At 64.8% G+C, this 18,791-nt stretch carries 19 protein-coding genes; 8 read left to right on the forward strand and 11 right to left on the reverse strand.

Going from position 1 to position 18,791, the window contains the following annotated elements:
• Nucleotides 1-50 precede the first annotated feature (50 nt).
• The 3 genes from QMZ26_RS16235 to QMZ26_RS16245 are packed head-to-tail and all read left to right on the forward strand — an operon-like array spanning nt 51 to nt 3,389.
• Nucleotides 51-923, forward strand: coding sequence for a glycosyltransferase family 2 protein (locus tag QMZ26_RS16235; protein WP_283222053.1), 873 nt, complete (start codon nt 51-53; stop codon nt 921-923).
• Nucleotides 920-2,149: a glycosyltransferase gene (locus QMZ26_RS16240; protein ID WP_283222054.1), complete on the forward strand. Its 1,230-nt coding sequence runs from the start codon at nt 920-922 to the stop codon at nt 2,147-2,149. Before QMZ26_RS16235 ends, QMZ26_RS16240 begins: the two co-directional genes overlap by 4 nt.
• Complete coding sequence (locus QMZ26_RS16245) at nt 2,139-3,389, forward strand: oligosaccharide flippase family protein (protein WP_283222055.1); 1,251 nt, start codon at nt 2,139-2,141, stop codon at nt 3,387-3,389. The genes QMZ26_RS16240 and QMZ26_RS16245 overlap by 11 nt, the downstream gene beginning before the upstream one ends.
• On the opposite strand, the gene QMZ26_RS16250 is transcribed toward QMZ26_RS16245, so the two are convergent.
• A complete protein-coding gene (locus tag QMZ26_RS16250; protein WP_283222056.1) occupies nt 3,352-4,467 on the reverse strand; it encodes a glycosyltransferase in 1,116 nt (371 codons plus the stop codon). The genes QMZ26_RS16245 and QMZ26_RS16250 overlap by 38 nt on opposite strands.
• Nucleotides 4,464-5,351, reverse strand: a complete 888-nt coding sequence (locus tag QMZ26_RS16255; protein WP_283222057.1) for an FkbM family methyltransferase — start codon at nt 5,349-5,351, stop codon at nt 4,464-4,466. The genes QMZ26_RS16250 and QMZ26_RS16255 overlap by 4 nt, the downstream gene beginning before the upstream one ends.
• 81 nt (nt 5,352-5,432) lie before the next feature.
• Between QMZ26_RS16255 and QMZ26_RS16260 the strand changes: the two genes are divergently transcribed.
• The gene (locus QMZ26_RS16260) at nt 5,433-6,545 is read left to right on the forward strand and encodes a glycosyltransferase family 4 protein (RefSeq protein ID WP_283222058.1); all 1,113 of its coding nucleotides are present in this window, start codon (nt 5,433-5,435) and stop codon (nt 6,543-6,545) included.
• Here the strand turns inward: QMZ26_RS16260 and QMZ26_RS16265 are convergent.
• The 3 genes from QMZ26_RS16265 to QMZ26_RS16275 form a co-directional block, all read right to left on the reverse strand.
• On the reverse strand, nt 6,539-8,416 hold the full coding sequence (locus QMZ26_RS16265) for a hypothetical protein (RefSeq protein ID WP_283222059.1): 1,878 nt from the start codon (nt 8,414-8,416) through the stop codon (nt 6,539-6,541). The genes QMZ26_RS16260 and QMZ26_RS16265 overlap by 7 nt on opposite strands.
• 26 nt (nt 8,417-8,442) lie before the next feature.
• Nucleotides 8,443-8,847, reverse strand: coding sequence for a pilin (locus QMZ26_RS16270; RefSeq protein WP_283222060.1), 405 nt, complete (start codon nt 8,845-8,847; stop codon nt 8,443-8,445).
• A gap of 88 nt (nt 8,848-8,935) precedes the next feature.
• Nucleotides 8,936-9,349, reverse strand: coding sequence for a pilin (locus tag QMZ26_RS16275; protein WP_283222061.1), 414 nt, complete (start codon nt 9,347-9,349; stop codon nt 8,936-8,938).
• A gap of 356 nt (nt 9,350-9,705) precedes the next feature.
• Between QMZ26_RS16275 and QMZ26_RS16280 the strand changes: the two genes are divergently transcribed.
• From QMZ26_RS16280 to QMZ26_RS16295, 4 genes are all read left to right on the forward strand, one after another.
• Entirely contained in the window at nt 9,706-10,965 is a 1,260-nt protein-coding gene (locus QMZ26_RS16280) for a type II secretion system F family protein (RefSeq protein ID WP_283222062.1), read from the forward strand.
• A 7-nt stretch (nt 10,966-10,972) separates the two neighbouring features.
• Nucleotides 10,973-11,836, forward strand: a complete 864-nt coding sequence (locus tag QMZ26_RS16285) for an A24 family peptidase (protein WP_108747255.1) — start codon at nt 10,973-10,975, stop codon at nt 11,834-11,836.
• Between the two features lie 10 nt (nt 11,837-11,846).
• Nucleotides 11,847-12,458 (forward strand): dephospho-CoA kinase, encoded by a 612-nt coding sequence (gene coaE / locus QMZ26_RS16290; protein ID WP_283222063.1) that lies wholly within the window; start codon nt 11,847-11,849, stop codon nt 12,456-12,458.
• A 105-nt stretch (nt 12,459-12,563) separates the two neighbouring features.
• A complete protein-coding gene (locus QMZ26_RS16295; protein ID WP_283222064.1) occupies nt 12,564-13,616 on the forward strand; it encodes an AI-2E family transporter in 1,053 nt (350 codons plus the stop codon).
• A 151-nt stretch (nt 13,617-13,767) separates the two neighbouring features.
• On the opposite strand, the gene QMZ26_RS16300 is transcribed toward QMZ26_RS16295, so the two are convergent.
• The 6 genes from QMZ26_RS16300 to rimK all read right to left on the reverse strand — a co-directional run bounded on the left by QMZ26_RS16300 (nt 13,768) and on the right by rimK (nt 18,712).
• On the reverse strand, nt 13,768-14,184 hold the full coding sequence (locus QMZ26_RS16300; RefSeq protein ID WP_200732127.1) for a hypothetical protein: 417 nt from the start codon (nt 14,182-14,184) through the stop codon (nt 13,768-13,770).
• 336 nt (nt 14,185-14,520) lie between these two features.
• Nucleotides 14,521-15,846, reverse strand: a complete 1,326-nt coding sequence (locus tag QMZ26_RS16305) for a HAMP domain-containing sensor histidine kinase (RefSeq protein ID WP_283222065.1) — start codon at nt 15,844-15,846, stop codon at nt 14,521-14,523.
• Nucleotides 15,847-15,850: 4 nt separating this feature from the next.
• Nucleotides 15,851-16,528 carry a response regulator transcription factor gene (locus QMZ26_RS16310; protein ID WP_005410804.1) on the reverse strand — a complete coding sequence of 226 codons (678 nt, stop codon included), beginning with the start codon at nt 16,526-16,528 and terminating at the stop codon, nt 15,851-15,853.
• An 8-nt stretch (nt 16,529-16,536) separates the two neighbouring features.
• A complete protein-coding gene (locus tag QMZ26_RS16315; protein WP_283222066.1) occupies nt 16,537-17,010 on the reverse strand; it encodes a hypothetical protein in 474 nt (157 codons plus the stop codon).
• An 89-nt stretch (nt 17,011-17,099) separates the two neighbouring features.
• On the reverse strand, nt 17,100-17,576 hold the full coding sequence (locus tag QMZ26_RS16320; protein WP_200732124.1) for a hypothetical protein: 477 nt from the start codon (nt 17,574-17,576) through the stop codon (nt 17,100-17,102).
• A 257-nt stretch (nt 17,577-17,833) separates the two neighbouring features.
• A complete protein-coding gene (gene rimK / locus QMZ26_RS16325; RefSeq protein ID WP_079222961.1) occupies nt 17,834-18,712 on the reverse strand; it encodes a 30S ribosomal protein S6--L-glutamate ligase in 879 nt (292 codons plus the stop codon).
• Between the last annotated feature and the right edge of the window lie 79 nt (nt 18,713-18,791).

The following is an 18,791-nucleotide window of genomic DNA, read 5'->3' on the forward strand; positions in this document are numbered from 1 at the left end:
CAGGCATCGCGGCGGAGTAACATTACGGCGGGGAAAAACGGGGAAACACCTTGAACCAGCTCAGTATCATCCTGCCGGCAAAGAACGAAGCCGAGGGGCTCCAGCGCACGCTTCCGGCACTTCGCCAGCACTACCCTCACGCGGAGATCATCGTCGTTGATGATGGCTCCACCGACGCCACCGCGGCCATCGCCCGCGAACACGGCGTCAAGGTGCTTTCCAGCCCCTACTCGATGGGCAACGGCGCATCGATCAAGCGCGGTGCTCGCGAGGCCACCGGCGAGATCCTGGTGTTCATGGATGCCGACGGGCAGCATCATCCGGCCCACATCCAGGCCCTGCTGGACAAGCTGGCTGAAGGCTATGACATGGTCGTGGGTGCCCGTGACAGCAGCGGCCAGGCAAACGTCCACCGCGGCCTCGCCAACCGGTTCTACAACTGGCTGGCCAGCCACATGACCGGGTTCGAAGTGAAGGACCTGACCTCGGGGTTCCGTGCGGTGCGCGCAGGACGCTTCCGCGAGTTCCTGCACCTGCTGCCGAACGGGTTCAGCTATCCCACCACCAGCACCATGGCCTTCTTCCGCAGCGCATACCCGGTGGCCTACGTGCCGATCCCGGTGGCCAAGCGGGTCGGCAACGGCAGCCACATCCGTCCCATCAAGGACGGCATCCGCTTCCTCCTGATCATCTTCAAGATCGCCACCCTGTACTCGCCGCTGAAGCTGTTCGCGCCGGTGGCAGTGGCGTTCTTCCTGGTGGGCCTGGGCTACTACGGCTATACCTTCGCGACCATGCACCGCTTCACCAACATGAGCACGCTGCTGTTCAGTGCATCGGTGATCATTTTCCTGATAGGGCTGGTTTCCGAGCAGATCACCGGCCTGACCTACCTGGCGTCGCGGAAGGATTCACAACCGTGACATCGGAGGGCGGGGCCACCGCAGCCCTTCCGAAGCTGCTGGTCGTGGCCTCCACCTATCCGCGCTGGCGAGGTGACCCGGAGCCAGGGTTCGTGCATGCGCTGAGCCGGCACCTGACCGACCACTTCCAGGTCACGGTGCTATGTCCGCATGCGCCCGGCGCAGCTCCGCAGGAGGATCTCGACGGTGTCAGGGTCATCCGCTACCGCTATGCACCCACAGCATTCGAGCAGCTGGTCAACGGGGGCGGCATCGTCTCCAACCTGCGCCAGCGCCCATGGACGCTGGCCCTGGTACCCACCTTCCTGCTGGGTCAATGGTGGGCCATGCGGCGTGAACTGCGGCGGCATGGCCATCACGCGCTGCACGTCCATTGGATCGTACCGCAGGGCCTGGCCAGCGCCTTCCTGCCCGAACGCCTGCGCCCCCCGATGCTGGTCACCTCCCATGGCGGCGACCTGTTCTCGCTGCGTGGCCGCATGTTCCATGCAATCAAGCGCTTCGTGCTGTTGCGTGCACAGGCAGCCACGGTTGTCAGCGAAGCGATGGTCGCCCCGATGCGAGCATTGGCCCCGCACCTCCCCCTGTCGGTCTCGCCGATGGGCGTGGACCTGCAGCGCCACTTCGTGCCCTCTTCAGCAGCACGGGCGCGCAATGAACTGCTGTTCGTCGGCCGCCTGGTCGAGAAGAAGGGCCTGGTCCACCTGCTCGACGCATTGCCGGCGGTGCTCGCACACCACCCCGATACGACGCTCACCGTCATCGGCCATGGCCCGGAGCGCGACGCGCGGCAAGCCCAGGTGGAAGCCCTGGGGCTCCAAGCGCACGTACGCTTCCTGGGCGCCCTCCCGCAGGAATCCCTGCCGGCGCACTACCAGCGGGCCACCGCACTCGTCGCCCCCTTCGTGCAGGCCCGCAATGGCGACCAGGAGGGATTGGGCCTGGTCACCGTCGAAGCACTTGGCTGTGGATGCCCCGTGGTGACCACCGACGTGCCGGCGGTGCAGGATGCATTCCCGGCCGGACCACCACGCTACCTGGCCCCGCAGCGCGACGCCACAGCGCTTGCCAGCGTACTGCTGACGCTGCTCGACGCACCGGAAGTAGCCGAAGCATGGGCGCACTCGCAGCGCCCCGCGCTGCTGGCCCGTTTCGACCACGCCCAGGTCGCAGCGAACTATGCGCGCCAGCTGCAGGCAATCATGGAGATGCCGGGTGCCCGTTAAACTGCCGCGCCTCGGTGGCCTGGCCCGGACGTCCCTCCTGGTGATGTTCTGGCAGGGCATCCGCATGCTGTGCCTGGCGGCCTGGATCATCGTTGGTGCGCGCGTCCTGGGTGCGGACAACTACGGCCTCTTTTCCGGCACGGTGGGCACCGCATCGGCGCTGGCGGGGTTGGTGGGCCTGGGCGGCGGAATGCTGATGTACCAGTACGCCGCCGCAGACCGCTCGCGCTTCGCCCGCTATTGGAAGCAGTGCCTGCTGCTCTGCGTGATCAGCGCGGGTCCGCTTTCGCTGGTCTTCTATCTCCTCAGTGCGGGGCTGCTGTCATGGCCCGCGCTCTGCCTGATCGCAGTGTCGGAAATCGTCGCGTTTCCGTTCGTGACCAACGCGGCGTTCGCCTTCTCGGCCAATGAGCGGATGGGATGGTCGGCTGCCCTGCCCGCGCTGAATGCCTTGCTCCGGCTGGCCGCGATCTGCATCTTCAGCGCCCTGCCCGCATCGGCCGACCTCACCGCGTATCTCGCGCTGCATCTGGCTGCGTCCGCCTGTAGTGCACTCCTCGCGCTGCTGGCGGTGCGCTGCCTGCTCACGCCGGGGCCGGCAACGGCGCGGATCAGCCGAAGCGACCTGATGCACGGCAGCGGCCACGCGGTCGCGTGGAGTTCGTCAGTGGGTGTCACCACCCTGGACAAGTCCTTCGTGCTGCATGCAGGTGGCAGCGCGGTTGCCGGCCAGTACTCGGCCGCTTACCGCATCGCGGCAGTGTTCGCGATGCCGCTCGACGCCATGATCATGTCCGCCATGCCGCGCCTGTTCCGGGCGCAACGGGACAACGCCCAGTACCGGCGCCTCGTCGCCTCGATGATCCTGGCCGCGCTGGGCTATGGCATCGCCGCCAGCGCGGTGCTGGGCTACGGCGCCCACATGCTTCCGCACCTGCTGGGCAGCGATTTCACCCCGGCAATCCCGGGCCTGCAGTGGATGGGCCTGTTCGTGGTCGGCTACAGCGTGCGGCAGATCGGCTGCCACACGCTGCTGGGGCGCGGCTGGAAACTGCGCAAGTTCCTCGTCGAAGCGCTGGGCCTGCTGTTGATGGCGGCGCTCTCGGCATTGTGGATCCCCGCGTACGGCCTGCAGGGTGCGGTGTGGATGATCATCACCGCCGAGGCCGTGATGGCCTGCATCGCCTGGCTGGTCGTGTCCTTCAGTCCCGCGCCGGCAAGCGCGAGCGCGCAGCACTGAACACATCCAGATAGGCCTGGCACGCCGTCTCGATGGAGAAGGCATCGGCGCGCGCGCGCAGCGTCTGCGCAGGCACGTGGCCGTTCCCCTCAACGACGTTGCGCAGGGCCTGCGCCAACGCAGCCGCATCCCCTACCGGCACGAGCTGCCCATACCGCCCCTCCCCCAGCACCTCGGCAGGGCCATGCGGGCAATCGGTGGCCACGACCTGGATGCCACAGTGCACGGCCTCGACCAGGACATTGCCAAAGCCTTCGTAGTCCGAGCACAGCACCAGCGCCGTGCTGCGCACCATCCACGGCAGCACGTCCTCCACGCGGCCAGGCAGTGCGACATCATCCTGCAGCGCGCTTGCTGCCACCCACCCGGCAAGACGGCCTCCCTCCTCCCCCTGCCCCAGCACCAGAAGGCGCGCCCGGTGGGTCTGCCGCAAAAGGACGTACGCCTCCCACAACAGGTCCAGGCGCTTTTCCGGCGAAAGGCGCCCGGCATAGATGAACACAGGGATCCCGTCATCCGGGAAGGGCCATGCCTGGTCCGGCAGGATCGGCGCGCTGCGCGCCTTGCGGGTGATGGGGTTGTGGATGACCCGAACCTGCGCGACCGGAAGGCCAAGCTCCTCTTCCATATCCCTGGCCAGAGCGGCTGAAACTGCAACTACTGCCTGCGCTGCCGGCGTGGCGAAACGCATGAGCCAACCGATGACCTCCCGCTTGCATCGTGCAGAACCGCGCGCCTTCTTTCGCGGTGCGGACAGCGCAAGATGCTGGGCGATCACCACGGCCGTGCCGGGATAGAGCAGCCGTTGCCAGAAGACAATCCAGATGGCGAGATCGTTGGCGGTCGTCACCACGATCGCGGGACGCTCGCGCCTGATCAGCCATGGCAACCGCAGAAGCAGCTGCCAGGCACCGCGCGGCGCAACGAAATCGACTTCCCCCGCATGGCCAGGGCCGCCGAGATCGCGGCCGGCGATGACCCGGGCAGCCTCGCCCCGTTCCCTGAAACCGCGCAGCAGGTTCAGCTGCACACGCTCCAGGCCGCCCGGCTCCCAGCGGCTGGCCAACAGCCAGATCATGCCGATTCGACTGCCAGGGTAGGCCCGGCTATGCAGATGACATCCTGGTACTCGCGCAGATCCTCGATCCTGATCCTCACCAGACGCCCGTGCGGTTCGAGTCGATGGAAGCGATAGCCGAGCGGCTCCAACAACGCCAGGATGTCCCGGCCGTGGTAACCGGCCGCGAGGCTGGATCTATCCTGCACTTCAATGGCGATCACGGGAAGGAAACGGCGCACGGTCTCCAATCCGCCCTGCAGACAGGGAAGCTCCCCTCCTTCGATATCAATCTTCAGAAGATCCAACCGCGTCAAGCCGATACGGTGTGCCAACTCGTCCAGCGTGGTGATGTCGACCTCGCCCAGGTAGTGATCCACCCCAGCAGTTCCATGAAGACTGCCGAGGCCCTGGTGCACCTCCTCCACATCGTGCTGCCCGCAGGATGCGTAGATGGGGAGTCGCCCGATCCCGGCGGCCAGGCCTTGCCGATGGATCTGCACCACGTCCTGCAAGTTGTTGCGCTGGACGTTGACCTGCAGCTCGTCTGCGATGCCGGCAATGGGCTCCAGTGCTACAACTGCACCGTCCGGTCCCACGCGGTTGGCACACACCAGGCTGATCTCACCGATGTTCGCGCCCACATCGACCACGGTCATTCCGGGCTCGAGAATCCGATCCAGAAGCGAGACCAGCCGTAGATTGTAGTAACCCACCCAGAACATGCGCCGTTGCATATGCTCGGACAGGTCCAGAGCCACTGTGAACCGCCCGTCGAAATCATGAACAACCTGACGCCCGCGCCAGTGCCGGAATACGCGCCGGAATACGCTTTGCGCCACCCCCGGCCGCTCACCGAAGCTCAGATTGTTTGCCAGCCGCCGAAGCACTACTGTCAGTCCCATCGCCTTTCCCCAAGGTGACTTTCCACCTGCAACTGCCCATCATGCGGTACTGCCCGACAGAATAGCCACACAGGTCCCTCCATGCATGTGCTCATGCTCTGCAAGCGCCAGTACACCGGGCGGGACCTGCTCGATGACCAGTACGGAAGGCTTTACGAACTGCCGGAAGGTCTAGCCCGCCGTGGGTTTACGGTCAGCGGCCTCGCTCTCAGCTATCGCCCGCGGCCAGAAAGGGCGCATCGGTCCGCAGCGGGGGTTGATTGGCGATCGATCAATGTCGGGCCGCTGGGCCTCATTACCCTGCCTAGTACCATCCGGGCCATCCATCGCCGCAGCCCGGTAGATGTCGTGCTTGCAAGCTCGGATGCCCCCTGCTGCATCCTTGGCAGGAAAGTCGCAGATCGACTTGCGGTGCCCTACGTGCTCGACCTGTACGACAACTATGAGAGTTTTGGCCTAAGCCGCATCCCAAGCGTCACCACCGCATTCAGAAATGCATGCGCATCGGCAAATGGCATCAGTGCCGTCACCTACACGCTGTCCGACCAGGTCCGCACCACCGTCGGCCCAAGCGCGATCGTGCAGGTAATTGGCAACGCAGTGCGTACCGATATCTTTCGCGCTATGGACAAACAGCAATGCCGACAGGCGATGGGGCTGCCTGCGAACGCGCGCTTGATCGGATGCGCTGGAGCTATTGATGAGAGCCGCGGCATCTCGGACCTCTTCCGGGCGTTCACGCACTTGGCGGAACACGATCCCAGCCTCCACCTCGTGGTTGCCGGCCCCGGCGATGGAACAGCTGCTCGTTTCGAACACCCTCGCCTGCTGGACCTCGGCGTACTTGATTGGAAGCGAGTACCGCTACTGCTCAATGCATTGGATGTCGCCATCACCTGCAATCGCGATACCGCCTTCGGGCGCTGCTGTTATCCCCTCAAGTTGGCTGAGAGCCTGGCGTGTGGGATACTGGTGGTCGCCGCCGACATCGGGGATGCCAGCATTCTGGTGAATCGCGAAAATGCCTGCCTGTACCGTCCCGGAAATGTTGAAGAGCTGGTCGCAGCCGTTGCCCGTCAACTGGCCTCTCCACGGCATCCGGCCCGCGCGCAGGTACGCGACTGGGACCACCGCGGAGCCGCTCTGGCCGACCTGCTTACTCTTGCGAGCATATCGGGCCGCGCCGTCTACTGAGCGTTCGGCACCGATGTTGCGGCAACCGGGGCCAGTGCGATACCCAATTGCTTCGCCTTCTCTCGCGCAATCGTAGCTTGACGGACATGACCCTTCCGCTCCAGTCCATTAACGACCTTCTGCGCGTAGCCCGGCCATGTCACGCTTTCTTCCACCGCCTTGGCAAACGCCCAGTCAGCCATGGCCGGGTTGTTGGCATGGGTCAACGCATAATCGCCGAACTGCGCGTAACTATTAGGTGGCAAGCTGGCGCGTTCGAACAGCACGCCGAATGCCTCCACCAGACGCCCATCATCCAACGCAAAGCCTTGATACCGGCTGTTCATCAGCGAAAACAGCGCACCACTCACTTCGGGCGCTATCGGCTGGTACCGCAGCTTGTCGATCAAACGCTCCCACCAAGCATCTGGTACCGGGCGCTTGGCCTGGGTCGCGGCCAGGATCAAAGCCTGGTCGCTGATGATCGAGCTTCCCGACAGAGCAGCTGAACGCTCGAACTGGGCGATGGCCAAGTCGTTGAACGGGGAATCCTCGTAACCATCGGACATTTCCAGATAGGTCGCACCCAGATCGTTGGCCGCACGGGCCGAGCGCGGATTTTCCAGCACCAAGTCGGTGGCCAGCAGCAGCCGGTCGCCCCAAATGCTGGAACGGATGAACGATGCCCCGGACAACAGTACGAGGATCGCTCCGACGGCGGACCAGCGAACCAGTGGCGATGCAATGCGAACGTGCATGAGTACCGCCACAACGGACCAGAGGATTCCCAGCAGCGCAAGGTAATTGCGATGCTCAAAGATCAACTCAAGCCCCACAACGTTGCTGGTCAAGATGTGGGAAACGAAGAACCAGACGATGCCCAGACAGAACAGCGGCGCCCGCCTACGCAGCAGCAGTGCTGCCAGCAGCAGCCCCAGCAACACCCCACCTGAGACGAAGGTCGAGACAGGGTCCAGCCAACCACGCGAAGGCCGGAAATCATCGTAGTAGAACGTCAAGCCACTCGGCAGTGGCAGGAACATCTGGCCCAGATACATTCTGAGAATGCGCAGCTGGCTGAGCAGACGCTCGTAGGTTCCGAATTCACGGCCAAAGTAGGTATCCACCCAGTAGGTGGGCGCCACCACCAGCACAAATACCGCTACTGCCGCGACCACTGCACCGATGCAAAGCACCTTCCAAGTACGGGCAACGCGTGGTGAGCGCGCTCGGAATCCGAGCACACCCCACTCCAGCAACACACCGTAGGCCGCCACCAGAATGCCCGACTCCTTGGCAAGCACGCCCAGCAGGGCAAGCGGCGCGCATGCAAAAAACCAAGGCCACGCCCGCTCGCCCCGGATCTGCCGCTCGCGCGCCTTCACGTAGCACAGCAAGGTACTCAGCATGAAGGTCGCCGCCAGCGTCTCCATTCGCTGCACGACGTAGAGGACACTTGAAACCTGCAGGGGATGAACGGCCCAGACCAGTGCGACGACGAAACTGATGCGCAATGCAACGCCCGGCGCAGCCTCGAGCAGGTGAGCCAGGATACGGCGGGTAAGCTGCAGTACCAGAACGACGTTGGCCAGATGAACAAGCAAACCTGCGAACTTGAACCCCCAGGGATCGAGACCGCCGAGCGCGTGGTTCAGTCCAAAGCTTGCCATCGACAGCGGACGCGCTCCAAGCAGGCCGCCCGGATCGAACGAAGTCGTCGCCCTCCAAAGCTCCGTCCAGTCCAAGGCCGTCGCATGGACGGCCTTGTTGTCGACTATCGTGCCGAAGTCGTCAAACAGGAAAGCACCGCCCAGGCCTGGCCAGTAGATGCCCGCTACAAGAAGCAAAAGCACCACCATCCACACCCGGGGTGAGGCGAACAATTTATTCACAGGCGACTCATTCGACGGCATCGACATCAACTGCAGTCACGCGGCCAGAGCTGCTCGGGGATGCTGGCGTCCACTCTGCAGCGCCAGGTTCCGGAGGTATTGCGAACGATCTGGACCGTCTTTCCATTAACCATCGGATTGCCCTTCAGGCGGCAGGTGATGTTTCCGGTTTCCGACGGGTCCATGCTCATGTCGCACCGGGCGGTACTAGACTGCAGGCCGATATCGGCCAGCTGGAACGTCATGATGTTGTTCGCCAAGACCTGGGACTCGAACATCGTCCGGCCACCACTGACCTCAGCCAGACCTGCCGTCACCTGCGATTTCGCCACATACGTCTGATACGCCGGCAACGCAATGGCCGCAAGCACCGCGATGATCGCAATCACGATCATCAGTTCAATCAACGTGAAACCACGCTCCCCTCGCATGGCGCCCCCTGAATCCTTTGATCTCCGCGATGGAAAATAAAAAAGGGGGCGAATCCGCCCCCTTCTTCAGACAACTGCAGGGCAGCTATCAGCAGCCAGCCGGCTTGTAGTCGGCCAGCTTGGACGAAGCAGTGCAGTTCCAGGCACCCGAACCATTGCGGGTCAGCGTGACGGTTTCGCCTGCGACCTTCGGATTGCCCTTCAGGGTGCACACAATCGACTGGTCCGCATCATCACCCCAGGCGCCGGTGGCACTGATGGCACAACGCGGGGTGCTGGCGTTCAGGCCCAGATCGGCGACGACCGGCGTGCCGGTCCTGGTGCCCGACTGAATGCCTTCTTCATAGGCAGTCACGCCGCCGCGGATGTCGGCCAGGCCGGCAGTGACCTGCGACTTGGCGACGTAGTTCTGGTAAGCCGGCAGAGCGATGGCAGCCAGGATGGCGATGATCGCAACGACGATCATCAGTTCGATAAGGGTGAAGCCCTTCTGGTTCTTCATACGTACGTCCCCAAGATAGTGGTGGTTGAGTTCAGTGCACAGGAGCGTACCGGCCTCTGGCCGGCTGAGCAGATCCTGCACCCTGCGGGTGGATCAACGCAGGTTGCGTGCCAACCCCGGCACGCCTCCCCCTGGATTTCCCCGGCGCCAATGATGGCAGCAAATTGTTGTATGTGAAGCCCCCCGATCAGGAAATGCGACGAATCCGCCAATGTGACGCGGTGCGTCACCTTTCGCCCCGTCACGACGGAAATCCCACGGAACGTCACGCTGGCGGACTCCCCGGACGCCCCCGAACCAGCTAACATCGTCGGTCATGATGCCCGCCTGGGGATGGCGGGCCTTGGGGAGCCAACATGTCTGTCAGTCGCAGTGCGATAAAGAAAGAGCCCGTGGCGCGTAGCACCACGGACCTTCAGCCGTTTGTCTGGGAGGGGACCGACAAGCGCGGCGTAAAGATGAAAGGGGAGCAGGCCGCGAAGAACGCGAACCTGCTGCGGGCCGAACTCCGCCGCCAGGGCATCAACCCCGGTGTGGTCAAGCTCAAGCCCAAGCCGCTGTTCGGTTCAGCCGGCAAGAAGATCTCGCCGAAGGACATCGCGTTTTTCAGCCGACAGATGGCCACCATGATGAAATCGGGCGTGCCGATCGTTGGCGCACTGGACATCATTGCCAGCGGGCACAAGAACCCGCGCATGAAGAAGATGGTCGATTCGGTCCGTACCGACATCGAGGGCGGCTCCTCGCTCTACGAGGCCGTCAGCAGGCACCCGGTGCAGTTCGACGAGCTCTACCGCAACCTCGTGCGGGCCGGCGAAGGTGCCGGCGTGCTGGAAACAGTGCTGGACACCGTGGCCACGTACAAGGAGAACATCGAAGCGCTGAAGGGCAAGATCAAGAAGGCGCTGTTCTATCCGGCCATGGTCATGGCCGTCGCCCTGCTGGTCAGCAGCATCCTGCTGGTGTGGGTGGTTCCGCAGTTCGAGGATGTCTTCAAGGGATTCGGCGCCGACCTGCCCGCCTTTACCCAGATGATCGTCAACCTGTCCCGCTTCATGGTTGCATGGTGGTGGGTGATGCTGCTGGTCCTGATCGGTGCTTCCGTCGGACTGGTCGCCGCTTACAAGCGATCACCCAAGATGCAGCACAGCATGGACCGGCTGATCCTGAAGGTTCCGGTGATCGGGCAGATCATGCACAACAGTGCCATCGCCCGCTTCGCCCGCACCACAGCGGTGACCTTCAAGGCAGGCGTGCCCTTGGTGGAGGCCTTGAGCATCGTTGCCGGCGCAACCGGCAACGCGGTGTACGAAGATGCCGTTCTGCGCATGCGCGATGACGTGTCAGTGGGCTACCCGGTCAATATGGCGATGAAGCAGACCAACCTTTTCCCGCACATGGTCATCCAGATGACCGGTATTGGTGAAGAGGCAGGTGCTCTCGACGCCATGCTGTTCAAAGTAGCGGAATACTATGAGCAAGAAGTCAACAACGCGGTTGATGCCCTCAGCAGCCTGCTCGAACCGATGATCATGGTTTTCATTGGTACCATCGTAGGCGGCATGGTCATCGGCATGTACCTGCCGATCTTCAAGCTCGCTTCCGTCGTCGGATAATCAATACATGGCATTTCTCGACCAGCATCCCGGCCTCGGCTACCCCGCCGCGGCCGCCCTGGGCCTGCTAATCGGCAGTTTCCTCAACGTGGTCATCCTGCGCCTGCCCAGGCGGATGATGTGGGAGTGGAAGCGCGAGGCGCGTGAGGTCCTGGAGCAGCCGGACATCTACGACCCGCCTCCACCCGGCATCGTGGTCGAGCCGTCGCACTGCCCGCACTGCAAGCACAAGCTGTCCTGGTACGAAAACATCCCGCTGTTCAGCTGGATCATCCAGGGCGGCAAGTGCCGCCACTGCAAGGCGCCCATTTCCATCCAGTACCCACTGGTGGAGGCGCTGACCGCGGTGTTGGTGCTGGCCTGCGTCTGGCAGTTCGGCTTCGGCTGGCAGGGCTTCGGCGCCATCGTGCTGACCTGCTTCCTGATCGCCTTGTCGGGTATCGACCTGCGCACGCAGTACCTGCCGGACCAGGTCACCCTGCCATTGATGTGGCTGGGCCTGGTCGGGAGCATGGACAACCTGTACATGCCAGCCAAGCCCGCCCTGATCGGTGCCGCTGCCGGCTTCCTCGTGCTGTGGGTCGTGGCCAAGGCTTACAAGCTGGTGACCAACCGCGACGGCATGGGCGGTGGCGATGCCAAGCTGCTCGCGGCACTGGGCGCCTGGTGCGGGCTGAAGGGCATCCTGCCCATCATCCTGCTGTCGTCCGTGCTGGGCGCCATCATCGGCTCGATCTGGCTGTACACCCGCGGCCGCGACAAGGCCACGCCGATCCCCTTCGGCCCCTATCTGGCGCTGGCTGGCTGGGTGTACTTCATGTGGGGCGAGCCGGTAGTGAACCAGTATCTGGTCATGAGCGGGCTGCGCTGACGCTGCCGTCATGAGCCGCTACGTGGTCGGCCTGACCGGCGGCATCGCCGCCGGCAAGAGCGAGGTGACCCGGCGCTTCGAGGCGCTGGGGATCGTGGTCGCCGACGCGGATCTGGCCGCGCGTGCGGTGGTCGCTGCCGGCAGCCCAGCGCTGGCCATGATCGCCGAGCGCTTCGGCGCCACCATGCTGCTGCCCGATGGCAGCCTGGACCGGGCCCGCCTGCGGGCCCATGTGTTCGCCGACCCCGCCGAACGGGTGGCCCTTGAGGCAATCACCCACCCGGCAATTCGCCGCCTGATGCAGCAGCAGTGCGAACAGGCAGCCAGCCCCTATGCGCTGGCCGCCATTCCCTTGCTGACCGAGGTTGGCGGCCGCCAGGCCTACCCTTGGCTGGACCGTATCCTGCTGGTTGATGCGCCCGAGGCCGTGCAGCACGCGCGGTTGATGCAGCGCGACGGCATCGATGCTGCATTGGCGGACCGGATGATTTCCGCCCAGGCCAGCCGCGCGCAGCGCCAGGCCCTGGCCGATGATGTGGTGGTCAATGATGGCCACCCGGAAGACCTGCAGGCGCAGGTGGAAGCCCTGCATACGCGGTATCTCGAACTGGCTGCGCCGTAAGGCCTTGGCAGCCACCTCTCTGTAACCGGACAGACACACACCGTCTTCTCACGCCTCCCGCTATGGTCCTGCGCCTGTCATTGCGCCTGCCTGTGAGATCACCCCGTGCCCACCGCCTCTCTCCGTTGCTATACCGCCCGCGTGGCGGTGACCCTGGCGCTGGTCGCCCTCGGCCTGCTGCTGTGGCAACTGTCGCAACTGGTGCTGCTGATCTTCGGCGCCGTGGTCGTGGCCGCGCTGCTGCGGACGATCGTCGGCGCGGTGCTTCGCTACACGCCGCTGTCGGAAGGGTGGGCGCTGGGCCTGACCGTGCTGCTGCTGATGGTGCTGTTCGCGCTGGCGATGTGGCTGTTCGGGTCGCAGCTGAGTGCGCAGATGGCCACCCTGCGGCAGACGCTGCCGGCCGCATGGGAGAACTTCCAGACGTGGCTGGCGGACAGCCCTATCGGGCCCACGGTCCATGAGCTGACCCAGAACGCACAATCGAGCGTGTCCACGATGGCGGCCCGCGCCGGGTCACTGGCGATGTCGGCCACCGGCGGCGTGGCGGACCTGTTCCTGGTGCTGATCGGCGGCATCTATCTGGCCGCACAACCGGCGCTGTACCGCACGGGCCTGCTGAAGCTGCTGCCGACGCGGCAGCGTCCGGCCGTGGACGACGCACTTCACGCCAGCGGCAATGCACTGAAGGCCTGGCTGGGCGGCCAGCTCCTGGCCATGGCGGTCGTCGGCCTGCTGACCGGGCTGGGCCTGTGGGCACTGGGCGTGCCGGTCGCCTTCGGGCTGGGCATCATCACTGCGCTGCTGGATTTCGTACCGATCGTCGGCCCCATCCTCGCGGCGGTTCCGGCCATCCTGCTGGCCTTCACCGTCAGCCCGGAGATTGCCCTGGCCACGGTGGCACTGTTCGTGGTGGTGCAGCAGATGGAGGGACATCTGCTGCAGCCGCTTATCCAGCAGCGTGCGGTTGACCTTCCCCCTGCCCTGCTGCTGTTCTCCCTGTTCGGCATCGGCTCGCTGCTGGGCCCGGCCGGCGTGCTGCTGGCGGCGCCACTGACGGTGGTGCTGTATGTGCTGGTCAAGCGGCTCTATGTCGTCGAAGCGCTCGGCACTGCGACGCCGATCCCAGGCGAGCCCGCGGCCACGAAGGCCCGGTAGATCCACGCCATGCGTGGATGGCCCAGTAGATCCACGCCATGCGTGGATGAGAGCATCGGCAGTGCGGACCAGCGGTCCGCACCCACCGTCCACCGGGCTCGATTTCCGGGCGGCGGCACCGCCGCCACGGCAGCCGGGCATGGACCCGGCCCTACTGCAGCGTCGCAGCGCCCCGCATGCGCTCGGCCTGCAGCTGCTGCTGCACGTGGCGGGTCAGCTCACGCGCGGCCACCATCAGGCCTTCCATCGTCTCTGCTGGCACAGCCTGCAGCGGGCCGCCACGCGTCCGCGCGATGTGCGCGGCGTGCATGAGCCGGGTCAGCGTGCTGATACCGGACACGGTACGCCTCAGGCCCGCCATCGTGCCGGTCTGCGGCTCGCTGAGCCCGGCGCGCTGGGCGGCCTGGCTGGTTGCAGCGTCGGCTTCCATCCTTTCCTGCAGGATGGGCATCAGGTCACCAGGTTCCTTGAGGACGGCTTCGACGCGTTCGGCGATCTCCGCGGACAGAAGGTCGATCGAATCACCGACCAGCTGGTGCAGGTTCGGGTAACGAGTGCGATGGGACATGGCCGGGCTCCGTGCAGGTGGTAGGCCATCTGGCCAGCTGCGCGGGGCGATGTCAGCAGGCAAATGCGTCAAAGCGCTCTGCGGCAAGGGAATGGATGGACGTCCACTGACAGAAGTAGAGCCCAAGCACGCCGGTTACGACAGTAGATCCACGCCATGCGTGGATGAGGACACCTGCAGTGCGGACCAACGGTCCGCACCCACCACTCACCGGACTCATCCGCCGTGCGGACCAACGGTCCGCACCCACCACTCACCGGACTCATCCGCCGTGCGGACCAACGGTCCGCACCCACCGCCAGCAGGGTTCAGTAGATCCACGCCATGCGTGGATGATCAGAGCGGCTTCGGCGAGAACGTCAGGGTCGCGATCACGCCGCGGTCGCCACCGGGGCGCACGCTCACCTGCCAGCCGTACAGGTCGCACAGGCGGCTGACGATCGACAGGCCGATGCCGCCGCCCTGCGAGTGGCCGGCATGGGTACCGCGATAGCCACGCTGGAACAGCTTGGCCGCATCTTCTTCACTCAGACCAGGGCCACTGTCGGTCACCGAGACCGCATTGCTGCTGACGTGCACGCGCACGCTGCCATCCTGCGAATACTTCACGGCGTTGCCGATGAGATTGCCCAGCGCCACCGACAACGCGGCTTCGGGAGCATCGATCACCAGGTCGCGCTCGCCTTCCAGCACCAGCTCCAGCGGCTTGCCGCCGAGCTGGGCGCGGTGGGCATCCAGCAGCTGATCGGCCACGCGCGCCACATTGCTGGTGCCCTGCCCGCGCTCGTTGCGCGACAGCAGCAGCAAGGCGCCGATCAGGTCGCTACACTGCTGTTCGGCACGCTGGATGCGCTGCAGCCGCTGCAGCACCTTCTCATCCAGGCCGGGGCGGGTCAGCAGCAGCTCGGTCGCGCCACGGATGACCGCCAGCGGCGTACGCAGCTCGTGGCTGACGTCGGCATTGAATTCGCGATCGCGCTGCACGACCTCGGTGAGGCGCGAGGAATAGTCATCCAGCGCCTGCGCCAGCTGGCCCACCTCGTCATCCGGGAAGCGCGGCGCCAGCGGCTCGGGATCGCTGGTGCCACCGCGGTAGGCACGCAGCCGCGCGGCCAGGTCGGACACCGGTTTCATCACCTTTGATGCTGACCACCAGCCCAGCACCAGCGACAGCAGGCTGAACACCAGCACTGACAGGATCAGCGCGCGGTTGAGCTGCTGCCCGCCGCGCACGCTGTCGGTCATGTCATAGGCGAGGAAGAACCAGGCGTCAGGGGTCTTGCGCACGGCCAGCTTGTACGAATACTGCTCGCCATGCTCGTCACCGGTGACCGTGTGGATGCCATCGGGGAAGGCCGCCCACTGCGCGCGTTCTTCCCTGACCCGTTCGAACTTGTCCTTCGGGTAGGCATACGCCTTGATCTGCTGCACCGGAAGGTCGGGGCTGCGCAGGGGGTCTTCGTAGTAACGCCGCGCGTACTCGTTGATGTTGCGGTTCATCACGTCTTCGACCAGCTGGGTTTCCACGCGCATGCGGGCCCAGTTGGTGGCGAACGCGAACAGTGTCGTCAGGCAGAAGCCCAACAACACGAACGAGACGATGATGCGACTGCGCAGGCGCCGCCGATAAGGCGTGCGCCGACGCCCCCCCCTGGTTGCCACCGGATCAGGCTTCCGGGGTGGCGATGCGGTATCCGATGCCATGGCGGGTCTGGATCAGCGGCACTTCAAACGGCTTGTCGACCACCGCGCGCAGGCCGTGGATGTGCACACGCAGGGAATCCGAATCCGGCAGCTCCTCGCCCCAGACGCGGGTTTCCAGTTCCTGCCGGGTCACCACCGCCGGAGCAGCCTCCATCAGCGCCTGCAGGATCTTCAACGCGGTCGGGTTGAGCTGCAGCAGCTTGCCCTGGCGGCGCACTTCCAGCGTGTCCAGGTTGTATTCCAGATCGCCGGTTTCCAGCACGCGGGTCTGCACGCCCTTGCCGCGGCGCGACAGGGCGTTGAGGCGGACTTCCACTTCCTGCAGCGCGAACGGCTTGATGAGGTAGTCATCGGCGCCGGAATCGAAACCGGCCAGCTTGTTGTCCAGCGAATCACGCGCGGTCAGCATCAGCACCGGGGTCTGCTTGCGGGCTTCATTGCGAAGCTTGCGGCAGACTTCGATGCCGTCCATGCCCGGCAGGTTGAGATCCAGCACGATCGCGTCGAACTCGTGCACCACGGCAAGATGCAGGCCGGTGACGCCGTCAGCCGCGAAGTCCACCGTGTGCCCGCGGTCTTCCAGGTAATCACCCAGATTGGCCGCAATGTCGCTGTTGTCTTCGATTACCAGAATTCTCACTGTCACCTCTAATTGACGAATTTGCCGGTGCGCTGGGCCTGGCTCATATCACGCTGTGCCCTTTCCTTCTGCCGGGCTCGCTCGGCGACGGTGGAGCACTGCGTTGTAGCCCGGTTCGAACCCGTCGCCTTTTCACGTTGGCATATTAGACGACTATCCTCACGCGCCTGTGTCAAAACCGTGTTCACGAGCTGCTGGTCGTTGAAGACGTCGGTTCGCACCTGTTCAGGCATCGAATCGCGGTTCGGGTGCTGCTCTACGGCAGCGCGCATGCGCACCAGCGCCTCACGCACGCGACTGCGGTCGGCCAGCTTCAGCTCGCTGTAGGTTTCGCCATCGCTGAGTTCGATTTCAATGCGCTCGATCTGCTGCTGCAGCGGCTTGCCGGGGATGAAGACTTCGCCGGCCCCTTTGGACGCGGAGGCGGCGATGGACAGGCTCAGCCCCGAAAACAGCACCACCGACATCAGGAGGGACTTCATGACAAACGAATCCTTGTTTGAATGGATCACTGACTGTATTCGCACCGCCTTCACGCCAGCAAGTGCCAAGCGCAGGGGCGGCGGACGGCCTAGCGGTTGCCGGGAGGCGAAAGGTCGGTGAAGGTGCGCTGGTCGTTGAGCAGCGCCTTGCCCTTCTCCTCGATCCTCCGACGCTCGGCCACGGTCAGGCAGCGGCTCTTGGGCATGTTGCTGCCGGTGGTACGGGTGTGCTGGCAGACCTGCCGGCTGTCGGCGTGGGCGCGGGTGAGGATGGTGTTGATCCGCTCCTGGTCGTTGAAGACCTCGTTCTGCACCGTCGCGGGCAGCTCCTGCACCGTCTGGCGGTCACCCATCCGCTGGGTGATGCGGGCCAGCGACTGCCGCACCTGCGCACGGTCATCCGTTGAAATTTCGGCGTACTCGCCGTTGTCCAGCGCCTTTTCGACCTGGCGCACCTGGTCGGCTACCGGCGCCTGCCGGTCCATCTGCACGACGGGCTTTTCCGACCCGGCCTGTGCGGCCGCGGACAGCCCCAGCAACATTGCAAACACGGTGATGCGGTACATCGCCAGCCTCCCGATCCATCCCGGAACGAAGGCCCAACTCTACGAGCCGCCCTGCGCCACCACAAGAGACCTTTGGCAGGAACCGGACGGGCATAAAAAAGACCCAGGCGGTCTACCCGCCTGGGCCTGAAGTCGTATCCCGATTACCGATCCTGCTGAGAGGCAGAGCTGCGGTTCGCTGAAGCCTACGCCGGCCCCGATTAAAGCCTTGTTAAACCCGGCCGGCAATCTTCAGGAAAATTACAAGCCTCTGATAATCAAGGCTTTTTAATCTTCTCGACATGGGCAATGATGCGTGAGGCCACGTCCACCTGGCAGGCCGCTTCGATGCCTTCCAAGCCCGGCGTGGAGTTCACCTCCAGCACCAGCGGGCCGCGTTCGGAGCGGATCAGGTCGACCCCGCAGACCGACAGGCCCAAGGCCTTGGCCGAGCGCACCGCCACCTGCTGTTCAGCCCGGCTGGCCTTGGCCGCCACCGCCGTGCCACCGGCATGCAGGTTGGAACGGAAGTCGCCCTCCGGAGCCTGCCGCTGCATCGAGGCCACCACCTGGTCGCCGACGACGAAGCAGCGCAGGTCCGCGCCCTTCGCCTCGCCGATGAATTCCTGCATGAGGAAGTTGGCATACAGGCCGCGCAGGGCTTCGACGATGCCGCGCGAGGCGCTGGCCTTCTCGGTGAGGATGACGCCGCGGCCCTGCGTGCCCTCGTTGAGTTTCACCACATGCGGCGGCGGGCCGAGCATGGAGAGCAGGTCGACCGTATCGTCCGGGTTGTCGCCGAACACCGTGACCGGCATGTCGATGCCCTTGGCCGCCAGCAGCTGGTGCGCGCGCAGCTTGTCGCGCGAGCGCAGGATCGCGTCGGACGGATTGGGCGTCCGCGCGCCCATCAGCTCAAACTGGCGCAGCACCGCAGTGCCGTAGCGGGTGATCGAGGCGCCGATGCGCGGGATGACCATGTCTACGCCGGTCATCGGCCGGCCCTTGTAGTGCATGGAAAAGCCATCGGCGGCAATGCGCATGTAGCAGCGCAGCGGGTCGAGGATGCGGACGGTATGGCCGCGCGCGCGCGCGGCCTCGACCAGCCGGCGGGTGGAGTACAGCGAGCTGTTGCGGGACAGGATGGCGAGCTTCATCGCGGCGGCAGTGGACGGCAGGCGCGCAGCATAGCGCGAGCGTGTGGCGGCAGGATGATGCTCCGCGACGTGCTGCCGC

Source organism: Stenotrophomonas sp. PFBMAA-4 (genome assembly GCF_030053215.1).
Lineage (GTDB): Bacteria > Pseudomonadota > Gammaproteobacteria > Xanthomonadales > Xanthomonadaceae > Stenotrophomonas.